Origin of the sequence: Sphingobium sp., from assembly GCF_032153725.1 — a bacterium.
GTDB lineage: Bacteria > Pseudomonadota > Alphaproteobacteria > Sphingomonadales > Sphingomonadaceae > Sphingobium.
Map to the genome: position 1 here is coordinate 38079 of NZ_JALDYQ010000026.1, position 21770 is coordinate 59848.

The 21770-nt window shown below is 61.6% G+C and carries 17 protein-coding genes; 8 read left to right on the forward strand and 9 right to left on the reverse strand.

Translation table 11 applies throughout. The annotated features are described in order from the left end of the window. Nucleotides 1-20: 20 nt before the first annotated feature. Nucleotides 21-1517 (reverse strand): aldehyde dehydrogenase, encoded by a 1497-nt coding sequence (locus tag RUH75_RS10605; RefSeq protein WP_313805597.1) that lies wholly within the window; start codon nt 1515-1517, stop codon nt 21-23. A 90-nt stretch (nt 1518-1607) separates the two neighbouring features. Then, nucleotides 1608-2780: an alpha-hydroxy acid oxidase gene (locus RUH75_RS10610; RefSeq protein ID WP_313805599.1), complete on the reverse strand. Its 1173-nt coding sequence runs from the start codon at nt 2778-2780 to the stop codon at nt 1608-1610. 250 nt (nt 2781-3030) lie between these two features. On the opposite strand from RUH75_RS10610, the gene RUH75_RS10615 reads away from it, so the two are divergent. The 4 genes from RUH75_RS10615 (at nt 3031) to RUH75_RS10630 (ending at nt 7777) form a co-directional block, all read left to right on the forward strand. Then, nucleotides 3031-4275, forward strand: a complete 1245-nt coding sequence (locus RUH75_RS10615) for an MFS transporter (RefSeq protein WP_313805601.1) — start codon at nt 3031-3033, stop codon at nt 4273-4275. A 106-nt stretch (nt 4276-4381) separates the two neighbouring features. Then, entirely contained in the window at nt 4382-6571 is a 2190-nt protein-coding gene (locus tag RUH75_RS10620) for a TonB-dependent receptor (protein WP_313805603.1), read from the forward strand. Nucleotides 6572-6691: 120 nt separating this feature from the next. After that, the gene (locus RUH75_RS10625) at nt 6692-6991 is read left to right on the forward strand and encodes a DUF1330 domain-containing protein (protein ID WP_313805605.1); all 300 of its coding nucleotides are present in this window, start codon (nt 6692-6694) and stop codon (nt 6989-6991) included. 39 nt (nt 6992-7030) lie between these two features. Then, a complete protein-coding gene (locus tag RUH75_RS10630) occupies nt 7031-7777 on the forward strand; it encodes an SDR family oxidoreductase (protein WP_313805607.1) in 747 nt (248 codons plus the stop codon). 84 nt (nt 7778-7861) lie between these two features. Here RUH75_RS10630 and RUH75_RS10635 read toward each other — a convergent pair whose 3' ends face one another. The 5 genes from RUH75_RS10635 to gtdA all read right to left on the reverse strand — a co-directional run bounded on the left by RUH75_RS10635 (nt 7862) and on the right by gtdA (nt 13155). After that, the gene (locus RUH75_RS10635; RefSeq protein ID WP_313805609.1) at nt 7862-9136 is read right to left on the reverse strand and encodes a Rieske 2Fe-2S domain-containing protein; all 1275 of its coding nucleotides are present in this window, start codon (nt 9134-9136) and stop codon (nt 7862-7864) included. Nucleotides 9137-9168: 32 nt separating this feature from the next. Further along, complete coding sequence (locus RUH75_RS10640) at nt 9169-10455, reverse strand: Rieske 2Fe-2S domain-containing protein (RefSeq protein WP_313805611.1); 1287 nt, start codon at nt 10453-10455, stop codon at nt 9169-9171. Nucleotides 10456-10735: 280 nt separating this feature from the next. Continuing rightward, nucleotides 10736-11272, reverse strand: a complete 537-nt coding sequence (locus RUH75_RS10645) for a MarR family winged helix-turn-helix transcriptional regulator (RefSeq protein WP_313805613.1) — start codon at nt 11270-11272, stop codon at nt 10736-10738. Nucleotides 11273-11396: 124 nt separating this feature from the next. Continuing rightward, the gene (locus RUH75_RS10650; RefSeq protein WP_313805615.1) at nt 11397-12095 is read right to left on the reverse strand and encodes a fumarylacetoacetate hydrolase family protein; all 699 of its coding nucleotides are present in this window, start codon (nt 12093-12095) and stop codon (nt 11397-11399) included. Then, nucleotides 12088-13155 (reverse strand): gentisate 1,2-dioxygenase, encoded by a 1068-nt coding sequence (gtdA, locus tag RUH75_RS10655; protein WP_313805617.1) that lies wholly within the window; start codon nt 13153-13155, stop codon nt 12088-12090. Before gtdA ends, RUH75_RS10650 begins: the two co-directional genes overlap by 8 nt. 193 nt (nt 13156-13348) lie before the next feature. On the opposite strand from gtdA, the gene RUH75_RS10660 reads away from it, so the two are divergent. Further along, nucleotides 13349-14098, forward strand: a complete 750-nt coding sequence (locus tag RUH75_RS10660; protein ID WP_313805619.1) for a sulfite exporter TauE/SafE family protein — start codon at nt 13349-13351, stop codon at nt 14096-14098. A gap of 18 nt (nt 14099-14116) precedes the next feature. Here RUH75_RS10660 and RUH75_RS10665 read toward each other — a convergent pair whose 3' ends face one another. Next, nucleotides 14117-15040, reverse strand: coding sequence for an NAD(P)-dependent oxidoreductase (locus RUH75_RS10665; RefSeq protein ID WP_313805621.1), 924 nt, complete (start codon nt 15038-15040; stop codon nt 14117-14119). 228 nt (nt 15041-15268) lie between these two features. On the opposite strand from RUH75_RS10665, the gene RUH75_RS10670 reads away from it, so the two are divergent. After that, nucleotides 15269-16231, forward strand: a complete 963-nt coding sequence (locus RUH75_RS10670; RefSeq protein WP_313805623.1) for a PDR/VanB family oxidoreductase — start codon at nt 15269-15271, stop codon at nt 16229-16231. A 118-nt stretch (nt 16232-16349) separates the two neighbouring features. On the opposite strand, the gene RUH75_RS10675 is transcribed toward RUH75_RS10670, so the two are convergent. Then, the gene (locus tag RUH75_RS10675) at nt 16350-17381 is read right to left on the reverse strand and encodes an amidohydrolase family protein (RefSeq protein WP_313805625.1); all 1032 of its coding nucleotides are present in this window, start codon (nt 17379-17381) and stop codon (nt 16350-16352) included. A gap of 540 nt (nt 17382-17921) precedes the next feature. Between RUH75_RS10675 and RUH75_RS10680 the strand changes: the two genes are divergently transcribed. Beyond that, the gene (locus tag RUH75_RS10680; RefSeq protein ID WP_313805627.1) at nt 17922-20147 is read left to right on the forward strand and encodes a TonB-dependent receptor; all 2226 of its coding nucleotides are present in this window, start codon (nt 17922-17924) and stop codon (nt 20145-20147) included. A gap of 42 nt (nt 20148-20189) precedes the next feature. Continuing rightward, the coding region (locus tag RUH75_RS10685) for a thiamine pyrophosphate-binding protein (RefSeq protein ID WP_313805629.1) at nt 20190-21770 on the forward strand (1581 nt) is incomplete at its 3' end.

A 21770-nucleotide genomic window follows, 5' to 3' on the forward strand; every position in this document is an offset into this window, starting at 1 on the left:
CTCTTTCGCGCAAGGCCCGATCAGGCCGGCAGGAACATGGATTTGGTTTCCAGGAAACCAGCCAGCCCTTCCGGACCGCTTTCGCGGCCAATCCCCGATTTCTTGAACCCGCCAAAGGGCGCGACCGCATCAAGGTTGAACCCGTTGATGCTGATGTGACCGGTGCGGACACGCCGCGCCACCGCCTCGGCGCGAGCGACATCCGCCGAATAGACCGAGCCGCTCAGCCCGAAATCGCTATCGTTCGCAATGGCGATCGCTTCCTCGTCGCTGCCATAGCTGATCACCGAAACGACCGGACCGAAAATCTCCTCGCGCGCGATCCGCATGCTGTTGTCGACCCGATCGAAAATCGTCGGCGCGATGAAATAGCCCCTGTTGAAACCGGACGCGCGACCGCCACCAGTGACGACACGCGCGCCCTCCCCGCGGCCGATTTCGATATAATCGAGCACCCGATCGCGCTGGCGGGCCATCGACACCGGTCCGACCTGCGTCTCCGCATCCCAGGGATCGCCCAGCTTGAGGCTCTCCACGGCCGCCACATAGGCGTCGAGGAATTCATCATGCCGGCTGCGCGGCACGAGCACGCGCGTCTGGGAAAAGCAGATCTGTCCGCTGAACGGCATGGTGAAGGGCGCCAGCGACTGAAGCCAGGAACCGATATCGGCATCGTCGCAAAGGATCGACGCAGATTTCCCGCCCAGTTCCAGGCCGACCCGCGCCAGCCTGTCCGCGCAGACGGTAGCGATATGGCGCCCGGCATCGGTGGAACCGGTGAAGCTGACCTTGTCGATCCGGGCATCGCTGATCAGCATATTGCCCACTTCCCGCCCGGCCGGCACGACATTCACCACGCCCGGCGGCAGGCCGGCGGCCTCCACGCATTCAGCGAGGATCAGGGCGTCCAGCGGCGTTTCCGGACTCGGCTTGGCAACGACCGTGCACCCGGCCGCCAGAGCTGCCGCCACCTTCTGCGTCAACAGCACGAGCGGTGCGTTCCAGGGGATGATCAACGCGGCGACACCCACCGGCTCGCGCAGCACCTTCAGCCGACCCATGGTCGGCGTGCGTTCCTCCTCGAACGGATAGGTGGCGGCCAGATCGGCATAATAACGGAAATGATGGGCAGCGGCGCCGGAAATGGCGCCGACGAACCATTGCGGCGCCCCGACCTGACCGATCCAGGCACGCTGGAACAGTTCCAGACGCCGGTCTATCTCATCGGCGATCCGGCGCAGATGTTCCGCGCGCTCCAAAGGCGTGAGTCGCGGCCACGGCCCCGTGTCGAAGGCCCGGCGGGCAGCGGCCACGGCCGCCTCCATATCCTGCGGCGCGCCTGCCGGAACGCTCATCGTCTCGTCCTCGGTGACCGGCGAGATCAGCGTGAAACGATCATTCCCGGCAGGAGGCAGCCATTGCCCGTCTATGAAGAAACGGGTCCGAACATTGTCGGACAGTTCATTTTGCGGATCAAAGGGCCGCGAACCCACGGCCACGGGTGCTGTTATCGCCATGTCTCTCTCCAGTTGCCGATTCACCGGCATCCTCAACCACGATCATCGGAAGCCAATATATCTTCCATGAAAGATTTTTCTATTTCCCTGTCAAGCCATCGCTGAACGGCCGGTCGGGCGGACACGCGACCGATCGATCTGCGCTACTTCCGTAACGCCCAGCAAAGCCATGTCCCGGTCGAATTCCGCCCGCAAGGCGCCCAGCACGGCAGCCGCTCCCGCAGCCCCGCCGGCTCCCAGCCCATAAAGACCGATACGCCCGGCCATGCAAGCCTTCGCGCCCAATGCGATCGCCTTGAGCATATCCGTACCGCGACGGACGCCACCATCCACGATGATCTCGGCGCGCGCGCCAAGCCGTTCGACCACGGACGGCAGCATATCCATGGGACTGACCGCCGCATCGAGCTGACGCCCGCCATGGTTGGAAAGAATGACCGCGCTCGCCCCATGTTCGACCGCCCGTTCCGCGTCATCCGCGGCCAGGACCCCCTTGATCGCCAGCGGACCGCCCCATTGCTGGGCGACCCATTCCAGGTCGGCCCAACCGATCGACGGATCGAACTGCTGATTGATGAAGCTGAGCAGCGGAACGCCGGGGTCGGCGCGCTCGCCGGTGAAATTGGCGAGGGTCACCGGCCTCCGCACAAGCACGTTCCAGCACCAACGGGGACAAAGCGCAAAGTCGAAGACAGTCTTCAGCCCGAATTTTGGCGGGATCAGCATCCCGCTGCGCCGGTCGCGTTCCCTGTTCGCGGGCACCTGCACATCCACCGTCAGGATGAGCGCGCCATAACCGGCCGCCTTGGCCCGCTGCAACAGTTCGAGCGTGATTCCCCTGTCGCGGAACAGATAGAGCTGAAACGCCTTGGGTCCCGACGTGGCTGCGGCGACCTCTTCGATCGAACGGCTCGCCATTGTGGACAGGGAATAAAGGGCGCCCACCTTTTCGGCGGCGCGCGCGATGCCGATTTCGCCATCGGGATGCAGCAGTCCCGGCATGCCGGTCGGCGCCACGATGAAAGGCCAGGCGATATCCTGCCCCAGCACGCGGCTGTTCGCGCTGACCCGGCTCACATCCTGCATGGCCCGGGGCAGCAGGCTCCAGTCGGCAAAGGCCGCGCGGTTGCGCGCCATCGTTTGCTCGTCCTCAGCCGCCCCGTCGAAAAAGTCCACGATCGGCCGTGGCAACCGCTTGCGCGCGACTCGAGCGAAATCCTCGACATTGAGGCATGCGCCCATCGCCTTCGCCATTGGGGCCATCCGCCTTGTCCTCGCGCCTGTCATTCCCGCGCACACCCTCTCCAGTCCATTTATCTTCTATGGAAGATTATATTGAAGCGTCCCTGCGGTCAATCGCTTAAACCGACCCCGACCCTGCCCGATACCCGATTATTGCAGGGGCCTCCCGCAAATTCTGCCTTATAAATGATAAGTCCTCTTGACTTTTGCGGCGGAATGTCTTCCATAGAAAACATATAAGAATGGCGCACGTCGCCGAAACGGAGAGGTGATGTTCAACGCACCCATCAATCGCTGGTGGACTGTTGTCGCGGGCGCGCTTGGCAATGCCGTGGGCACCGGTGTCGTCGCCAGCTATGTCCTCGGCGTTTTCGTCAAGAATATCTCCCACGATTTCGGTTGGGAAAGAAGCTACGCGACCGCCGGGATCAGCTGCCTTTTCATCGTATCGGGTTTCGGAAGTCTCGTTCTGGGTTCACTCATGAGCCGATGGTCGATCCGGAAGATTACGATAATGTTCGTATCACTCTTTTCATTGTCGATCATGGCAGTCGGCATGATGCCGAATTCCATTCTTCTGTTCTGCCTGATCTTTTCGTCCATAGGATTTTTCGGCTCTGCCGCAACGGCTATGCCTTATGCGGTCGCCATCTCGCGTCAGTTCGACAGCAATAGAGGGGTCGCGCTGGCCCTGATGGTCAGCGGCGCCGGTTTGGGTGCGTTGTTGATGCCCAGCCTTGCCAACTGGCTCATGGAACATCATGGCTGGCGCACCGGCTATTTCGGCATCGGACTGCTCGTGGGCATCGTCGCGCTCGCCGGACTTGTCTTCTGCTTCAGAACGCCGCCACTGAAAGACATGGCCCGCCCCGACGCGCCCGTCTTCGGCCTGAAGGAAATCCTGACGTCGAAAGGCACCTTCTGGCTGATCGCCCTGTCGATCCTGGGCATTTCCATCGCCCTCGTGGGCCTGATCACCAATTTCGTGCCGATCCTGACGGATCGCGGCATGAGCCCCGCCAAGGCGGCCTCGATGGTCGGGTTGCTGGGCGCCGCGTCATGGGTCAGCCGTCTGGCAGTCGGCCTGCTGCTCGACCGCGTTCATGCCAAATATGTCGCCGCCGTCATATTCCTGCTCGCTGCCGCCGGCATCATCGCCACCGCCGTTAGCGGAAACAGCGCTGGCATCTATCTGGCCGCCATATTCCTCGGCCTGGGAATCGGCGCCGAGGCGGACCTCATCACCTTTACGATGAGCCGATATTTTCCCCCGCATGCCCTGTCGCGCGCCCTAGGCGCCGTCTGGATATTCTGGGCATGGGGAAACGGCCTCGGCGTATTCATGGCCAGCCTGTCCTATGATCTGACCGGCAGCTACAATCTGGCCTTCCTGATATTCACCACCCTGGCCGTGTCGAGTTGCGCCGTCATCCTTCGCCTGGGTGCCTATGAATTCCCTGCCCATGCAAACCCAATCGCAGCGGCAGGAAACAAGAAAACCGAAATAACAGCATGATGATAGTCGAGAAGGTCACCGACCAATGCGTATATTCCAGGATGTTCTCCGGGAACACACCCGACGGACGATAATAATCAAATCCAATAATTGGAGGGAAGAGACAATGAAGAAAGGATATTTCCGAGGGACGCCTTCGACGCTGGCGCTTCTGCTTGGATCGGTTGCGCTCGCAACCCCTGCCTTTGCGCAGGAAACCCCTGCCGTCCAAGCGGAAACCCAGGATTCGAGCGGAGGACTGGCGGATATCATCGTCACGGCGCAGCGCCGCAACGAGTCCGCGCAGAACGTGCCGATCGCCGTCGCGGCGTTCAGCGGCGACCAGCTTGCCAAAGTCGGCCTGGCCTCTTCCGCGGATCTGGTGACGGTCATACCCGGCCTGACGATCAACCCCACGGGCGCGCGTTCCCCCATATTCCTTCGCGGTGTCGGGAACAACGGCACCAGCACGTCCCCGTCCGTCCTGACGTTCATCGACGGCGTCTATCAGCCGTTTGACAGCACCGGCGCCGACTATAGCAATATCCAGAGCATCGAAGTCGCCAAGGGTCCGCAAGGAACTTTGTTCGGCCGCAATGCAACCGGCGGCGTGATCCAGATCACCACGAAGAATCCGTTCGACTGGCAGGGGCTGGATACGCAGGTCGGCTATGCGAACTATAATGAATTCTCGGCCCGGGCCTATGGCGCGGTGAAACTCTCCGACAAGGTCGCGGCCGATCTTGCAGGCTTTTTCCTGAACCAGAATGACGGCTGGGGGACCAACCTCACCACCGGTAATGACAGCTACACGGCCAGGCGCTGGGGCGTGCGCGGCAAACTGGTCTTTGAAGCGGACGATACGTTCAAGGCCACGCTGACCGGTGACTATACCTATCGGCGCGGCCAGCAGGGGCTGGGCATTTCACCCAACACGTTGAACGGGTTCACCTTCAATGCGATTACCGGCCAGACCGTTTCCCTGCCCAGCACATATGACATCAATTCCGAATTCGATCCCTTCTATCGCTCTCGCGAAAGCGGCGCGGCGCTGAAGCTCGAAAAGGACGCCGGTGACGTGAAGCTTCTCAGCATCACCTCCTACCGCCACCTGATCGAAGACATCGACATCGATTTCGACGGAACCGAATTCGAAGCGATCCGCCTGACCCGTCAGGATCACCGCAACGCCTTCACCCAGGAATTGCAGGCAAGCGGCGGCAATGAAACCATCAAATGGGTGGCCGGCCTTTATTATTATTACATGCTGAGCAACATCAACGGACCGCGGTTCCAGGGCCTGTTCTTCCCCGGCGGTTTCGCCATCTCGTCGCGTGACGAGACGAACGCCTATGCCGCCTATGCCCAGGGCACGGCGGAAATCCTGCCCAACACCAATCTGACGCTCGGCGCTCGCTACACGATCGAAAAGCGCCAGATCACGGGCCACACCGCTGCCGGCGGCGCCGTGATCCCCGGGTCGGAGGGCACGGAGGAAGCCACGTTCAAAAAGCCCAACTTCCGCGTGGCGCTCGATCATAAGCTGACGCCAAATGTCCTGGCTTACGCGTCCTGGAGCCGCGGCTTCAACGCCGGCTTCTTCAACCAGATCAGCTTTGGCGGTTTCACCGAAGCGGCCAATCCGGTGGTGAAGCCCGAAGGCATCGACGCCTATGAAATCGGCCTGAAGAGCGATCTGCTCGACCGCAAGTTGCGCGTGAATATCGCAGCGTTCCTCTACGACTATTCGAACCTGCAACAGCAGATCTACAGCCCCGGCGGCATCGTGTCCCTGAACGCGGCGTCCGCCCGCATCAAGGGTATCGACCTCGATATCGTGGCGCGGCCCGTTCGCGAGCTGACGCTGTCCTTGAGCGCCAATTATCTCGACACCCATTATCGGTCCTACCCGCAGGCGCCGAATTACGATTATTTGTCGAACGGCAATTTCGTCGCGATCGGCGCGCTCGATGCGGCGGGCAAACAGCTCGTATCCGCACCGAAATTCGGTTTGCAGGCTTCGGCGACCTATACGCTCGACACGTCGATCGGCACGTTCGATACCACCGCCAACGTCAATTATCAGACGAAGCAATATAGTGACCCGCAGAATGAATTCCCCATTCCGGGCCGCACGCTGATCGGCCTGACCGAACAGTGGAAATCGTCCGATGAACTGACGACCGTCAGCTTGTGGGTCAAGAATCTGACGAACCGGAAATATGACCTGTCCTTCAGCCTGCTGGAAAATGTCGGCCTGATCGGCAATCCGGGCGCGCCCCGGACCTATGGCATCACTCTGGGTCGCAAGTTCTGAGTCCATCCCCTCCCGCCGGCTTCGGTCGGGAGGGAAACCGACGGAAGAGCGCGGCGCACCGCGCGCTTCCGTCGGCACAATGTCCACGATCCTGCCCGACCGGCTTCAAGGAGACACAGCTTGGCCATTAGCGAAATCCTGGTTGTCGTCGAGGTTCAGGAAATATTCGATGCCGCGCAGTTCGAATCCTATCGCGCGCAGGCCCGACAACAATTGATGGCGCGCGGCGGCCTCCTTCTCGCCCGGGGCGGCGAATTGTTCGAAGGCTCCCCTCCTCTTGCACAGTCGGTGCTTGTCCAGTGCTGGCCCTCCGAAGACGCGTTTCGGGCATGGCAGGAGAGCGAAGATTACGCGCCTTTGCTCAAGCTCCGAACCGAGGCGGCACGGCTCCGCATCACCATTGTGCCGGCGGCGAGCTAATGGTCCCGCCATTCCTCCTTTCTGACGGAAAGCAATATCATGGGCATGGTTGATGGGAAGGTCGCGCTGATCCTTGGCGCGGGGACCGCCGCAAATATGGGCCAGTCGATCGCCGCGCGCTTCGCGGCCGAAGGCGCCTCCGTCATGGTAGGTGGCCGCGACGGCGACGAACTGGCGCGCTTTGCCCAGGCCATCAATGGCGCTTCGGCGGTGTGTGACATCGCCTGTCAGGACGATCTGGATGCACTGGTCGCGGCAACGATCGACCGGTTCGGAAGGCTCGACATCGCCGTCAATGCGACGGGACTCAACCAGGTTAAACCCTTCCTGAACGTTTCGCTGGAAGAACTCCGGCGGATAACGGACGTGCAGTTCATCGGCACGTTCCTGTTCATGCAGGCGGTGCTACGACGCATGGCCGACAACGGCTCCATCATCCAGATTTCATCGGTCAGCGCCTCGGCCCTGCTGCCGAACCATGCCGCTTATATGGCCACCAAGGCGGCAGGAGATGTTCTGGTCCGCGCCCTCGCCGCTGAATTCGGGGTACGGGGCATTCGCGTGAACAGCATTGCGCCGGGTCCCACGGAGGACACCCCCATGGCCGCAAACGCGCTTGCCGATGAAGCCGTCCGGCAACGGATTCGCAATGCCACGCCTCTTCGCCGTTTGGGAACCGCCGCGGATATCGCGGAGGCGGCCCTGTGGCTCGCCAGCGACAAAAGCTTCATCACGGGCGAGGTGCTACAGGTGAACGGCGGACGGGCGATCCCACGCCTCGGCTGAACCCCCGTCTTTCCGGACAGCATATGGAAAAGAGCGGTTCCCGAACGATCGGGAACCGCTCTTTTCATGGATTGGGTGAGCGGATCAGGCCACGGATTTGGTTTGGGGCAGATTGCCTGGCACCAATGTACGCCAGTCCGTGCCGACCGGAACGCTAAAGCGTCCGCCCCGAAGACTGGCGACCGACATCTGATGGGCGATCGGTTTTCCGCCCGCCGCGACCTGCTTGGCCGATTTCAGCAGAACGCGGTACATCTGGGCGATCGCCATGTCCGCCGGTGCGAGATGTTCATATTCCCGGTCCCGCAGGCCACCGGCGGACACGCAGATCAGCGCATCTTCCTGCACGAAGCTGCCCATGCCGGTATGATGCCCGGCCCTCACCTGCGCCCGATCCTGCCGGAACCCGTTCGCCCGCGACCCGGCCGCCTGCGTATAGAAGGACTTGCGCGTCATGCCATATTCTTCCAGCCGGTCCAGACCAACCGTGTGGAGTTGATCCGTCCGCAGCGGATCGAGGCCATAGTCGCGCTCGCCATCGTACCAGACCGAATAGAAGGCGCATTTTTCATCCGTCATCGGCACGATCGCCATATAGATGTCGTTCGGATTGAGGATGAAGAAGGGCGAGATGAACGCCGTAACGTTGGTTTCCGATGTGTCGCCGAAGATGCGTTGCGCACCGTAATGCAGCCCGAACTCCGTCTCCTGCGCTTCGATCAGCGGCGCGGTATTATGCTGCATATGGCCAGTATTCTGGACGAATTTGATATCGGCCAGATTGTCCTGCTTGAACTGGCTGATATGCAGCAGGCTCAAATGCGAACTGTCGAGCAGTCCCTCCAGGACCTGAATATAATTGCAGCCGACGATCTGGACCGTCGACAGCAGCTTTTCCGCAGGAGCCCCGATGAAGGGGAAGTCGTAAAATGGCGGCAGATTCTCCGCCTCACCCAGATAGGTCCAGACGATGCCGCCCGCTTCCTTGACCGGGAAGGACTTCGCCTTGAACCGCGTCTTGAAGCGTTCGTCGGCGACATTGGGCGTTTCCAGTACGGTGCCGTCGGCCGCGAACAGCCAGCCATGATAAATGCAGCGCAACCCACATTTCTCGGCACGCCCCGTGGTCAGCGACGCGCCGCGATGGCAGCACATCTCGTCAAGGATGCCGACCTCGCCCTCACTATTGCGGAAGGCCACGAAATTTCCGCCGAGCAGTTCGACATGAACGGGATCGCAATCCGGCTCGGGCAGTTCCGAACTCAACAGCGCCGGAATCCAGAAATGGCGCATGGCCTGCCCCATGGCCGTGTCTGCATTGGTCCGGCACATCAATTCATTATCTTTGGCTGAAAGCATTTCTCACTCCTCTCCTACGAGAATGCGCTTCTTCATTCCGCGGCCTGGGCTACGGTGAATTCATAGTGGAAGGGCGCGACCGAACGCCAGTCGGTGCCCTGCGGAACGTCGACATCGGGCGCGGCAACCGCCGTCAGATCGGCGATCTGCGAACCAAGGGCAGCCTCTCCATCCTTGACCAACTGCGCCGCTTGCAGAAGGCGCCGGCGAACGCGGACCACGGCGAGGTCCGCCGTCACCAGATTCTCCTTGCTGCGGTCGAAGATCGGACCATAGGACAGGCCGATCGCGGCATCCTCCTGCTCGATGCCTTTGAAGCCGGACCAGTTCTGATCCATGATCGACCGGTCCTGGAAGAAATTATTTTCCCAGCTGGCCTTATATTCCGGATCGTCCTCACGCCAGAATCGGGTGTCGTTCAATCCCAGCGTCTTCAGTGTCCAGTCCTTATCGACCGGATTATTGCTATAGACGGTGATATAGGTGCTGGTCGAATAGTCGTCGGACGGGGTTTCCCACACCAGGAAATCCGACACAGGCCCCCGGATAATGCGTCCGGTCGGGAAGATCGCCGGCGTGATGCGGACATTGCGCTGGCTATCGTCCGCACGGCTGGGGGGAAGCGTGCGCGTCGCGGCATAATGATAGCCGAACGGCGTGTCCTCCACCTGAAATTCGGGCGAGGGATCGTCCATCGGCGTCCATTTGCTGGAATCGTTCGGCAGCCCCCGCTCAATGCCCCAGGAAGTGCGCGCCTGATTGGTATGCAGGACGCTCACATGCGAACTGTCGAGCCCACCTTCCCAGAGCTGGAGATAATTGGCCTTGATATCGATACGCAGGACATAGCGGTTCTCGGGCGGAACCGTATCCGCGGCAAATGTCCGGAAGGGTGGCTTGTGCTCCTTGGGGCCGATATAGGCCCAGATCAGGCCATTGCGTTCCACCACGTCATAGGCGGGCGCTTTCCGCCGTTCCCGATATTTGCAATCCGCATGATTGGGGGTTTCGAGAATGGTGCCGTCAACCGCGAATTTCCAGCCATGATAGAGGCAGGTGATGCCCCCCTCCTCCACCCGGCCAAGCGCGAGCGAGGCGCCTCTGTGCATGCACAGTTCGTCCAGCATGCCCACCTTGCCCGCGCTGTCCCGGAACACGACGAAGCGCTCGCCCAGCAGCTTGGTGCGCAAGGGCCGGCAATCCGGCCCGGGCAGTTGCGCCGACGTCGCCACGGGATGCCAGTAGCGACGCATATATTCGCCCATGTCGGTTCCCGGACCGACGCGAACGAGAGTTTCGTTTTCCGCTTTTGTGACCATCGGGCCTCTCCATAAATCTTCCATGGAAGGGAATATAGAAAGCCGGACGGGGAGTCAACGGCGCAGGCGGCACCGTTTGCATCTTCACGACGCGGTTCACAGCCGATCGGGGGCGCAAAAGGGCGCATACAGCCCGGCCGCTTGTTTCAACGGCATGGCCTGCATCGGGAAAAGGGTCCGAACGCTTGGGAGGCGGTCTGTCACGCTGGCCGAACAGCCGGTCCGCCCCAATTCTTCGTCATGGAAAAGGAGTTTTCATCCTCCTTTTCCATCGGCAAGATCAGATTTCGTCCGCTTCCATGCGGTCTTCCAGATCGAGCAGGATCTTTTCGGTCAGCGTCAGGACCACCTGCCGTTCCTTCGCGGTCAGGGCGGAATGCGAGACGACGGAAGAATCGGCCAGCGCCGTCAGCGCCGCATCGGCGACTTCCCTGCCCTTTTGCGTCAGATGGATCAGGAAACCACCGCTTTTCTGGGGACCGGGCTGACGGTCGACATAGCCCGTGGCGATCAGGCGATCGACCTGCTTGGTAATCGCCCCGGATGTGACCAGCAGCGCCCGGAACAATTCCGTCGGCCGCAGGGCATAGGACGGCCCCGAACGGCGAAGCGCGAAGAGGACGCGCATTTCCGCGCTGCTGATGCCGAATACCGTGCGGCAATGCTTTTCATGCACGGCGTCGATGATGCGCCCCGCCCGCTGGAGGTACAGCAGATACAGATAGTCCGCCTGATCGAGATCGGGCCGCTCGCGCTTCAGCGACGCGGCGATGTCCCGGGCATGAAATCGGGAATAGGCCACTTTAGGCCGGGGCATTTGCAAATCCTCCTGACAGGTTCGATTGCCCTGCTTGGCGGAAGATGAGCCGCGGCGTCAAGGCGCATGGCGCCCCGATCGCATCGAACAGCGAAAGGAGCGCCATGCGCTGAATGTCAATCAGTCAGCGGCCCGCAACCGTCATGCTGAGGGGCGTCAGGTCGGCGACATGGCCCTTGACGACATCGCCCGCCTCGATCGGCCCCACCCCCGCCGGCGTCCCGGTATAGATGAGGTCGCCCGGTTCCAGATGATATTGCCGGGAAAGCTGGCTGATGATTTCCGCGCTGTTCCATATCATCTGGGCAAGGTCGCCCGATTGCCGCACCTCGTCATTGACGGTCAGGCTGATATTGCCGGCATCCAGCAGAGCGCCGCCATGGGTCGGATGCAGCAGGCCGATCGGCGCCGACTGGTCAAAGCCCTTGCCGATTTCCCATGGGCGGCCGGTCTTGCGCGCTTCCACCTGTACGTCACGCCGGGTGAGATCGATTCCCACCGCCTGGCCGAACACATGGTCCGCCGCCCGCTCCGGCGCAATATCGCTGCCCCCGCGGCCGATCGCCAGAACCAGTTCGATCTCATGCTGGAAGTCGCTCGTGATGGTGGGATAGGGGACCGCGGCGCCATCGAGCACGATCGCATCGGTCGGCTTCTGGAAGAAAAAAGGCGGCTGCCGTTCGTCCCCGCCCATTTCGCGAATATGCTCCGCATAGTTGCGGCCAACGCAATAGACGCGCCGCACGGGGAAGAGGGCATCCGACCCAAGGACGGGTATGGCGACGCGAGGCGCCGGGGAAAAAACATAGCGTATTTCAGTCATGGTCGCGGGACTCCCGGAAAAGATCGAGCTTTTCCTGCACGATACGATCCGAATAGGAAAAAAGGACAAGGTCGGTTTCGGCTTCCAGCCTGTAATCATGCCAGCTGGGCACGACGAACAGGTCCTTGGGTCCAAGGACGAAGCGCTGGTCGCCGATGGTGACCGCGCCCTGCCCCTCCACGACCGAGAAAATGGTGCCGGCAGTGGATTTATAGGATGCTGACGCAAACCCCTTGGGCAGCAACTGCATCGCCGTCGTGATCGTCGGCATCGCCGGCTGGCCGTTGACGGGATTGATATAATGCATCTTATACCCGTGGCAGGCATCCGGATCGCGCACGCGGCTCACCCTGTCCAGCGCCTCACGGGTCCGACGATAGGGATAGTTGAAGATCGGCGACGTCTGCGAAACCGGCTCATAATCGACCGGCAGCAGATTATAGCCCGCCTCCGCCATCGCGCTTCCTTCGGGACGCACCAGAGGATGGGTCCGGCCCGGATAGCCTTCCCGGAAACTGGCGCTGAGCAGGTTGACGATGTGCATGTCCAGCCCGTCGATCCAGACCATCGGCGCGTCGGATTCATTGCCATGATCGTGCCATGTCCAGGACGGCGTGATCACGAAATCGCCCGGTTCCATCATGGTGCGCTCGCCCGCGACCGCGGTATAGGCGTCATGCCCCTCTATGATGAAGCGCAGCGCCGATGCGACATGCCGGTGCGCGGGGGCGACCTCCCCCGGCAGGATGATCTGATAGCCGCAAAAGAGGCTGGGCGTGATCCGCGACTGTCCCGGCAATCCCGGATTCTCGAACACCAGAACGCGGCGTTCGGCCTCCTCGGTGGAGATAAGGTCGCACGCCTCGATCAGATAGGGCCGCACGTCGCCATAGGCCCAGTGCGCCGGAACGGCGGGAGAACGCGGCTCCTCCGTCACCAGGCCGCCCAGTACCCGCCACAACGGGGCCAGGCTCTTTTCCCGCGCCCGGTCGTAGAAGGGCGTCCGTCCCTCCTCGGCCGTGCGGTTCACCGTTTCAACAAAGCCATCGTCGGTCGCCATGGCGCGCCTCTCTTCCTTTCTTGTCTTCTCCGTCGCGAGCGAAGCCGCATCGCCGGATCAAGCCGGATTATCATCGGATCATGAATTTCTTCCATGTAAGGTTTACAGCAAAATGTCCAGTGCCTAAAGAATAATCAAAGCGTCGGGGGCCATGCTGCGCCTGCCGGAGCCTCCTGTTCGAAGAGCCTGTTCCATGACATTGCCGGACCCGCTTTATCTTATATGCGCCATCCTTGCAGTCACGATCTCCGGGCTGGGAAAAGGCGGCTTTGCCGGGCTTGGCATGCTGTCCATGCCGATCATGGCGCAGGGCGTGAATCCCATCAGGGGCGCGGCAATCCTGCTGCCCATTCTGGTCGTGCAGGACATTGTCGGCGTCTGGGCCTTCCGCCGGACATGGGACAGGGCGATATTGGCGGCCATGATGCCGGGCATGGCGATGGGCGTGCTGCTGGGATATGCCTTGGCCGCCATGGTCGATGAAAGGATCGTCACGGGCATCATCGGCCTGCTGTCGCTGCTGTTCGGCCTCTATCGCCTCTGGCTCGAACGCGGCGGGAAAGTGCCGCTCCGGTCCAACTCGCCTTATTGGGTGGGCACGCTCTTCGGCATGGGATCGGGCTTTGCCAGCCAGATCGCGCATGCCGGCGCGCCCCCTTTCCAGATGTGGGTGATCCCCCGTCAGCTGCCGCGCGACGTTCTGGTGGGAACGACCGCGATCGCCTTTGCCGCGATGAACTGGATGAAGATCCCGACCTATGCCGCGCTGGGACAGTTCACGCAGGCGAACCTTCAGGCCAGCGCCCTGCTCCTGCCCGTGGCGCTGGCGGCGACTGCGGCGGGCGTCGTCCTCGTGCGCAAGGTCGATGCCCAGCGCTTCTACACGCTCATCTACATATTGATGGTCGTGCTGGGGTTCCGGCTGGTCGTCCAGATGGCCTGACCGGGACGAACCGGCGGTTCAGGCGATCCGGTTTGCCGGCATGCCGCCCGCGACGTGGGTTTCGATCGCCCCGATCAGCGCATCGGCCATGGCCAGACGCGCTTCCCAGGTCGAACTGCCGATATGCGGCAACAGGAAAGCATTGGGCAGATCGAGATAGCCCGGATGAATGGCGGGCTCCCCGTCGAACACGTCAAGACCCGCCGCCAATATCCGTCCTTCCTTCAAAGCGCCGATCAGATCGTCGTCATTCACCAAATCGCCCCGGCCGATATTCACCAGGATCATGGAGGGCCGGGCAAGGGCCAGCGTCTCCGCCGCGATGAAGCGCCGCGTTCCCTCCGTCGAGGGCCAGGCGAGCAGGACGACGTCGCTTTCGGCCATCAGCGCCTGCGGGTCGGGCTGGAACCGCGCCTCCTCTCCCGCGATCTCCCGGCGGTTATGGTAGACGATGTCCATGCCGAATGCGCGGGCGCGGCGGGCGACCCGGCGTCCGATTTCGCCCATGCCCAATATGCCCATCGTCTTTCCGCCCAGCTCTACCCCGATCAGTTGGCCGGGCGTCCACCCCGTCCACCTGCCTTCACGCAGCAGGGCGATGCTCTCGGTCGCCCGTCGCGCCGCGCCGAGCAACAGCAACATCGCGGCGTCCGCCACGGCATCCGACAACACCCCCGGCGTGTTGAAAACGGCAATGCCCCGTTCCGCCGCCGCTACCAGATCGACATGATCATGCCCCACCGAATAGGTGGCGATCATCCTGACCGAATCGGGCAACTTCCCGATCGCCGCCCGGTCGAGTCGATAGGGTCGAATCGAACAGAGCAGGATATCGGGCTGCACATCCGCCGCATCCTCCAATGATCCCTGGATCGTGGTGAAGCGGGACCGGAATCGGTCCGCGACCCGATCGGGCAATTCAAGCACAGACAGAAGTTTCACGTCAGTTCCCCGCTCAAGAATCGACAGGCAGATGCAGGCATTCCCCGGTCGCAATATCTTCCTCATCGGCACCCCTTATGCCATGGATGGCGGGACATGGCCAATTTTTCTTCCATGGAAGATTTATATTGCCACGCCGCCCTCTTCGGCTTATCAAAGGGGTGTTCCGATGGAGGGCGGGTTCGCCTCAGGGGCTTTGCACCTCCACACCAGATTTGTAGGCCGAGGATGACTGAACCACTTTTTCCCGCCAGAATCGTCGCGATCGAGCTTGCGGCGGAGGATATTCTCTCCTTCACGCTGCGCCCGGAGGATGGCGCCCTGCCCGACCGGATCGACCCGGGCAGCCATGTCGATGTCCATCTGCCCAACGGGATGATGCGCAGCTATTCCCTGTCCAATGGCGCGGAACACAGGCGCGGATATCGCCTGACGGTGGCGCGCGACGCCAATAGCCGTGGCGGTTCCACCTACATGCACGACATGCTGCGTGTCGGCCAGATCCTGGAAATCAGCAAGCCGCGCAATAATTTCGAACTCGCCGAGCAGGCGGCGATGTCGGTATTTTTCGCCGGCGGCATCGGGGTGACGCCGTTCATCCCGATGATCACCCGCCTCAATGAGATCGGCCGGCCCTGGCGCCTCCATTACTGCACGCGCAACCGGGAAAGGGCCGCCCTGGTCGATGAAATAGACCAGTTGGCGCGGGACGGATCAGGCAAGTTCGTCGCACATCATGACGACACGGACGGACTGTTCGATCTGAAGGGCACTCTGGCATCCCTGCCGGCGGATTCCCATGTCTATTGCTGTGGTCCAACGGGCATGCTGGACGCATTCCGGTCCGGGAGCGAGCAGGCGGGGATCGCATCCGATCATGTTCATTTCGAATATTTCAGTTCCGACGTGGAGAGCGCGACCGAAGGGGGCTTTGCCCTCGTCCTCCAGCAGTCGGGGACCGAAATCATCGTCAATCCGGGTCAGACGATCTTGCAGGCGCTCGTCGAACATGGGGTGGACATCCCTTATTCCTGTGAAGAGGGCATTTGCGGTGCCTGCGAAACGCGCGTGATCGACGGGACCCCGGACCATCGCGACATGGTCTTGACCGACGAGGAAAAGCGGGCGGGCAGAACGATGATGGTCTGCTGTTCGGGCGCCAAATCACCAAGGCTGGTGCTCGATCTGTAAGCGGCGCCGGAGCGGACTGAAGGTCGCCAGGATCGACCAGAGCGAAATAGCGGAACCTGAAAGCCTGTGCAGGATCGCGTCAACGACAGCTACGGTCGTGACGCGACCCTGAAATGCGTCATGGCGCTGTCCGGGCAGCCATCTTGCTGAGGATTTCCGATCCGGGCCAGCTTTCGAACAGACGGCTTGCGTTTCTGTTCTTGACCATTTCCAGTTCCGGGCCAGTGAAGACCTGGGCGCTGTCCAGCCCCCGAACCGTCTCCACGCTGGTCCGGTACCAGTAGTCGCTGCCGAACAGGATCTGAGAAGGCAGAACGGTGTCTCGAAGGGCGCGAAGCGCGATGGGGTTCGAGCATTGCGCGGTATCGTAGTACATCCGCCGCAGTTCGTGCAGGATACCCTTGGACGGTTGCGGCGGCACGAATGGCGGACTCTTGCCCTTGGTCGTAATGCCGGGGACGACCTCCACCGCCGTCCCGGCGAGAAACCGCTCGATCAGAAACGGCATCGTGCCCCCGCCATGGGAGAAGATGAATTTGATGTCCGGGAAGCGCTCGGTGGTCCCGCTCCAGATGAGGCTGCCGATCGTCCTCGTCGTGTCAGTGGCGTATTCGATGATATATTCCGGAATCTCAGGGACGAGGCCGCAACAACAGGCTGGCGTGTAGGGATGAGTGTAGACGACCGCCTTCCGTCGGTTGAGCTCTTCCCAAAGGGGCGTGAAATAGGGATCGCCCAGCCATTTCCCGTCGATGCTGGTGGATATGGCTACGCCATCAGCGCCAAGCACGTCGAAGCCGTATTCGATCTCTTCCAGGCAGTCGTCGATCGATGGTAGCGGGAGCGAAGTGAACAGGCCGAACCTTCCGGGATGGTCCGTCGCGTGGCGGGCGGCCGCCTCATTGAGGTCGCGCGCCAACGCTTTCCTCCGGGCTGCGGTTGCCAGGTGGTAAGGCGGAAACTGTGACAAGATGGCCGTCCGGACGCCACTCTCGTCCATGTCCGCCAAAGCCTCTTCGACGCGCCATGTATTGGGCGGAAAGATGCGATCGGAAGGTGTGTCCGCCATGAACTGCGCGAATTCGGGCGTGCCGTGATGATGGTGGACATCGATGCAGCCACATGGTCGCGATGAAGGCTCTCCAATCATTATTTTCTCCTGTTAGGCGGCGGGTCCCTGGACCAGGACCAGCAGGTTGGTCGCATGGATTGTTAGTCTATAATTTCGAAATTTATCAGCTGCGCAAGCTGCCTTCCCCAGACATGCCGTCTTTTCCAGCTTCATCCTGTGATTCGAAAGGTGGTGGACATGCTATGGTAAAAGGACGCAACTCTCCGTCGAATCCGGCACTCAGGCTTGTCCTTCATTCATCCTTTCCCTCCTGTCCGGCTCCCGTAGCGCCGGCGCACGCTCCCTCCCTTGCGCCCAGTTTGGCGTCCTTTCCCGACAACAGCGACGCGCCTGCAATACAATCTGTCCTCCCCGGGAGGCAGACGGTAGGCAAACAGCATCAGAGGGCCGAAGACCATGCCGGCTGCTCGCTTGCGAAGACAGCCGATAATTTGATTCGAGTCAACGTACTTGACACGTTAGGAGGGCAGGCATATGACAGGATCATAATTTCGAAAATAAATGAGGAGGGGTAGAATGACCATTCGTGCACCTAAAGGACTTTCGCATTCAGCGCTCATGCTTGCGGCCGTGAGCCTCGGTTGCCTCGCAGCCGGCGAGGCCGCGGCGCAGGATGCGCCAAGGCCGCCCGAGGTCGGAATTGCCGACATCGTCGTCACCGCGAACAAGCGCTCGGAAAGCATGCAGAAGGTGCCGATCGCCATCACGGCGGTCACGAGCGACCGCCTTGCCCAGGTGGGCATCACATCCACGAAGGACCTCGCGCAAGTGGTTCCGGGCCTTGTGATCCAGACGAGTCTGAGCGGAACCCAGGCCCATCTGCGCGGCGTCGGAACGACCGCGCTGAGCGCCGGCACCGAGAACTCGGTCGCCACTTATGTCGATGGCGTCTACATCTTGAGCCTGAATGGCGCGCTCGCCCAGCTCAACAGCATCGACCAGATCGAAGTCCTGAAGGGACCGCAGGGCACCCTGTTCGGGCGCAATGCGACCGGAGGCGTCATCAGCATCAGAACGAAGGACCCCAGCCATGACTTCGGCGGGGACTTCAATTTTCGATACGCCAACTATGATACCGTCTCCGGCCAAGCCTACCTCACGGCCGGCGTGACAGACAACATCGCGGCGGACATCGCTGCCTTCGCATCGATCCAGGGCAATGGCTGGGGCAAGAACCTGTTCAACGGCCGAGATGTGAACAAGCTCGACCAATATGCGGTGCGTTCGAAATGGTTGATCGAGCCTACCGACAAGGACACGCTTCGGATCGTCGGCGACTATTCGGAAACCAGGGGCAATTACCTCAACAGCTTCGCCCCGTTCACTGCCGTCAATTACGGTCCGGGCGCGACTACGGCGGCGCAACGACCTGATCTTGCGCCCTATGTCGCGTCGGGCGCCCTCGCGCCCACGGCCGTCGTCGGTGATCCCTACACCTTCAACGGCGGCTTCTATGACATCAATATGGCACAACAGCCACGCTATCTCTTCCGGACCGGAGGCGGCAGCCTGCAATGGGATCATGATTTCGATGCTGTTCGGTTCACCAGCATCACCGCCTACCGCAAGGCGTTCAACTCTGTCGCATGGAGCAATATTCCAGTGCCCGCCGATAGAGCCAGCGCCTCCTGGCGGGAAAAGGAGTCGCAATTCTCGCAGGAGCTGCAACTGACGTCCGGTACGGGCTCCACGGTGAAATGGGTCCTGGGACTCTTCTATCTCAACGGCAATGCCGAATATACCGACTTCTCGATCACGGGAACGACGCTGGCGCCGCTCCAGTCGCTCGGTTTCCGTTCCAAGGTCACGACGGAATCCGGCGCCGCTTTCGGCCAGGTCACGGTTCCTCTCTGGACCGGGGCCAACATCACAGGCGGCCTGCGCTACACGATCGAACGGCGCGGCGTGGATGGCTTCACACTGCTCGATTTCGGTGGAGGGGCGTTCCCGGTCGGGGTGACAGACGCGCACACGACTTTCAAGAAGCTGACCTGGCGCATCGCCCTGGACCAGCAGCTAGCGCCGGGGATTCTGGCCTACGCATCCTACAACCGGGGCTTCAAGAGCGGCCTATACAATTCGATTCCCCCCAGCTCGGACATCATCCAGCCGGAGGTCCTCGATGCCTACGAGGCCGGCCTGAAGACGGACCTGCTCGATCGCCGGGTCAGGCTCAATGTCGCCGGCTTCTACTATGACTACAAGAACCTGCAGGTCACCGTATTCACCCCCACCTCCGCAGTGCTTCAGAACGGCGCGAAGGCTCGCATATACGGCGCCGATGTCGACCTGACCGCAAAGATCGGAACCCACCTTACCCTGACCGCCGGCGGTACGCTGATGAAGTCGGAATTCCTCTCCTATCCCAATGCTGGCTTCTTCACGCCGCAGCCGGCGTCAGCAGGTGGTGGGGCGGTCGGAACCATCGGCAGCGCGAAGGGTAATCGGCTTCCCTACGCACCCGATTTTACCTTCAACGTCGGGGCGGCCTATACAACGCCCGTCGGCGACGGGACGCTCAACGCCAACGTCAACTACAGCTATTCGGGCCGCTGGTACGCGGGACCCGACAACATCGCAAGCCAGCCGGCCTATGGCCTGCTCGACGGCTCAATCAACTATACCTTCCCGGGCGACCACCTCCAGGCGGGCATCTGGGTCCGCAACCTCACCGACAAAAAGTACCGTGTCTTCATCGCCGAGCAGGGCAACCCCGGCGGGTACTTCCAGGGACTGGTGGGCGCGCCGCGAACCTATGGCGTGTCGCTTGGGTACAAGTTCTGAACTTCCCCGGACTTATGACCGGACTTACGAAAGGAATGCATTGTGGCCGATATTGACCCGCAAGTCGAAGCGAACACCGGATCGCCGCCAAGCCGCTCCGGCGCCGAGGCGATCGTCGAGGCCATGCATGCCAGCGGCATTGAAATGGTGTTCGGCTATCCCGGCGGCGGGACCGGCGCGATCATACACCAGATCGCAACGACCGGCTTGGCGAACATGAACGGCCGGACCGAACTGGCCGGGGCGTGGATGTCCTATGGCTATAACCGGATAAAGGGACGCGCCGCCTCCGCCTGCGTCTTCCACTGCGTGGGCACTCTTCACGCAAGCCCGGTCGTTCATGCCGCGAAGGTGGACAGCACGCCCTTCTTCATGCTGGACGTCAACCTCGACAATGCCCTGGACTTCAGGGAGGGGCTTCAGGATTCAGGCGAAATCTACCCCGCGCTCAAGCAGCTGTCGAAATATGCCAGGAAGGTCGTCACGGCAGATGACCTCCCCCTGGCGGTACGACAGTCGGTCATCTCCGCCAGCACCGGCCGCCCCGGTCCCAGCGTGCTGGACCTCGGCTTCCAGGTACTGGTCAGCCAGACGGCGTGCGTGGCCGAACCCCTCGAACTGCCCGAACCGCCCGCCGCGTCGGATGGATCGATCAGCCGGGCGATCGAGATCATCACTTCGGCACGAAATCCGGTGCTCTTCGTCGGCGCGGGCGTGCAGCTCTCTCAGGCGACCGAGGAATTGCGCCTCTTTGCCGAGGCCCTTGGCATCCCGATCGTCTCAACCTCCTGGGGCGGCCGCGGCGTCATATCCGACGACCATCCCCTCTTCGCGGGCGTGGTCGGCTCCTTCGGGTGGAACAGCGCGAACGAGATCGTGCAGAAGGCCGATGCCTGGATCGCGGTGGGAACGACCTTCTCCCAGATGACGACAGGGGCGTGGAACCTGGAGAAGCCAAGCCAGGTCATCCACATCGACATCGATCCCAACCAGATCGGCAAAATCTTCCAGCCTTCGCTCGGGATCAATGCCGACGCGAAGGTCGTCCTCCGCCAACTGATCGACCGCGTCGAACGGGATGGCCTCGGCCGCCCGGCCGACCCGGCCAAGCTGGAGGGCATTGCCGCCAGCAAGAAGGAGTGGTTCGACTATCACGCCGAACTTTGCAGCGATGGCGGCACGGACGGCAAGATCAACCAATATTATGTCATCGACCGGATGGCCGACGCCTTCCCCGACGGCACGATCATGGTTGGCGACAGCGGCGGCCAGGCCTTCATGCTGTACCGGTCCTTCCACTATAAGGACGTGACGCCGATGCCGCTTGGCTCGCGCTATATGTCGCTGGGCGCCGGGCTGCCGGTCGCCATCGGCGCGAAACTGGCCGCGCCGGACAAGACGGTAGTGTGCTATCATGGCGACGGCGGTTTCTACTATGACGCCATGGAGCTTTCGACGCTTGCGGAGCGCAAGATCAAGGTGATCATCGTGATCGACAACAACCACTGCCTCTACGCCAATCGCCAGGGCATGACGCTGTGGGGCATCCAGAACCCGTGGGTCGATCTGCCCGAGACGACCGACTTCGTCGCGCTCGCCAAGGCGCAGGGCGTGGATGGCGAG